The sequence below is a fragment of the Bacillota bacterium genome (genome assembly GCA_018818595.1).
In the GTDB taxonomy this organism is placed as follows: Bacteria; Bacillota_I; Bacilli_A; order Izemoplasmatales; family Hujiaoplasmataceae; genus JAHIRM01.
In genome coordinates this window covers 1-2044 of the sequence record JAHIRM010000053.1, presented here as the reverse complement: position 1 = coordinate 2044, position 2044 = coordinate 1, and the positions used below count along the sequence as shown (strand labels likewise).

Below are 2044 nucleotides of genomic sequence, written 5' to 3'. Positions count from 1 at the left end.
CCACAATAGGGAAAGCACTCGAAGACGCTGCCGAGCGCGTAACGCGTTAAGAACTGCCATTACACGCGTGCGCGTATTAAAGAGTTAAACCCAAGAGTAAGAGTTAAATCTAAGAACAAGAGAATACAAGACACTTGTATACCCTGTTAAATATAATATATATATATAATATACTCTATAACCCTTTAAACCCCCCTGTTAACCCATTAACACTAGTATGCCCGCGTGGGACAGAGTGTAAACCCGTCACTCGTGAAGTCACTTGTTCTGCAAGTGACGTGAGAGAGTAACTACACCCCTTCATTCCCCGCCATACCCCTACCCCACGGGGGTTTCCAATGTGATAGTGTTCACTTTCACAGCCTCCTTGTGTTCACATTCACAACCCCCTAGTGCTTCACGTTCACAATCTCCTCGTGACCCGTTTCACATAGCCCCAGAGCACGCCTAGTATCCCTACCGCTACCCTCGCGTGACCGGTGGACGGGTAACGTGCCCACGCGGGCTACCCGTGCCCACCCGTGCCCTAGCGTGCAACAGGTTGCACGTGTGGCGCACTGACTGACCAGTCAGTCACCCGCGTCTCCCGCTACTACACGTGCTCCAATAGCACACTTCACCTAGTGCGCGTGCGCAGGGGGGTAGAGGCCGTCCAGCGGGACGGCTGGACTTTAGGGTTAGCCCGTTCAGGGGTAACTCACGGTTAGGGCGTAGCGAGTGGTAGTCGGGTTCATTCCTTCCTTCTCGGCGGCGGTTCGATAGTATGACAGGGAATGACGGGTTATGAATGGGCTGTCACGGAGAATAAGCCGGAATAGGGTATGCCAATCAATGCCACAGGTATAATCACTGTCATTCCTATCTGTTGAGAAATTTAACCTAGTATTTTCGGGCATTCTCTAACAGATAGAGAATAGGGTTTAGCCCAGTATCCATCGGTATTGCGGAGGGTTATAGGCTATGATAGACTCTACTTGTGACGGCAAATCTATCAACGGAGGGAATGACGATGCTCTACTTCGAGGGCAACAGGTATGAGAATGAGCGCGGTGATTGGGCTGAAATCCGGTCTGCTAGACCGTTCGCTAAGTCTAGTGAACCGGTGTTCAGTATCCGGGTAGACGAACGGCACTTTGCGGACGGCTGCCTCGGCTATAGTCTCACGCGCTCTGAGGCGTGTAAACGAGCGTGTGCATGGCTCACAGCTCTAATGGGCGGCACGCTCGCAGAGCGGCGTTCGGAGGCAAAGCGCAAAGCACAGGCCAGCCGCTAGCCTATCAGTGGCAAATCTATCAACGGAGGGAATGATGATGACTGTAACACGCGAAACGGTAAAGGGCTACGATACTTGGCAAGGTGGCAAGTATCAATACGACTTCAAGCGCAAGGATATAGCCAAGGCTATCCGCAAGGATATAGCTGACGCTATCGCTTGCGGGAACTTACCGGCGGCGCTGACCGTCAGTGTAACTAGTAAGTTTCAGGGCTTCACGGCGCGTATCACGATGAAGGTGACTGGCGGCGTTCCTTTCGCCGTCTATGAGCGCATCGCAGGTAAAGACTATCCGGCGCTGACTGCGAAATGGAGGGAACTCAAGTCTACCCTACTGGCAATCGCCGCTGAGTATAGCGAAGGCGAAAGTCATATGCAGTCGGACTACTACCGAGCTAACTTTCATGCAGAGTGCTATATCGAGCCAACCTATGACCAGTCACATTATGCGCTAGTGGGCGGTCGGATTATCGGTGGACGCAAGGAATAACCGCACAGCAAGGCCAACGCGGCGGTTACATCCCGCCGTGAAACTGGGAAGCGCCCAGAATAAACAACCGGAGGGATACTATGGACTACACGTATGAAGCCTACAGAATCGGCGCTGCCGCGTATTGGTCAGGTGAACCGATGCCCCGCTCCTACACGCGCTGGGAGTGCCAAGCATGGCTCGACGGCTACGCCGATGCCAAGCGGGAGTGCCCGCAGCTTGCGGAAGTGTGCGCGGGATTGCCTGACGCGCCGCTGCCCACCGAGATGGTGCAGGAGGTG

At 53.8% G+C, this 2044-nt stretch carries 2 protein-coding genes; both read left to right on the top strand.

The genetic code is table 11. The annotated features are described in order from the left end of the window. The first annotated feature begins 1307 nt into the window (after window positions 1-1307). A complete protein-coding gene (locus KJ971_08600; protein MBU1145890.1) occupies window positions 1308-1763 on the top strand; it encodes a hypothetical protein in 456 nt (151 codons plus the stop codon). Window positions 1764-1843: 80 nt separating this feature from the next. Then, on the top strand, window positions 1844-2044 hold a 201-nt coding region (locus KJ971_08595; GenBank protein ID MBU1145889.1), incomplete at its 3' end, for a hypothetical protein.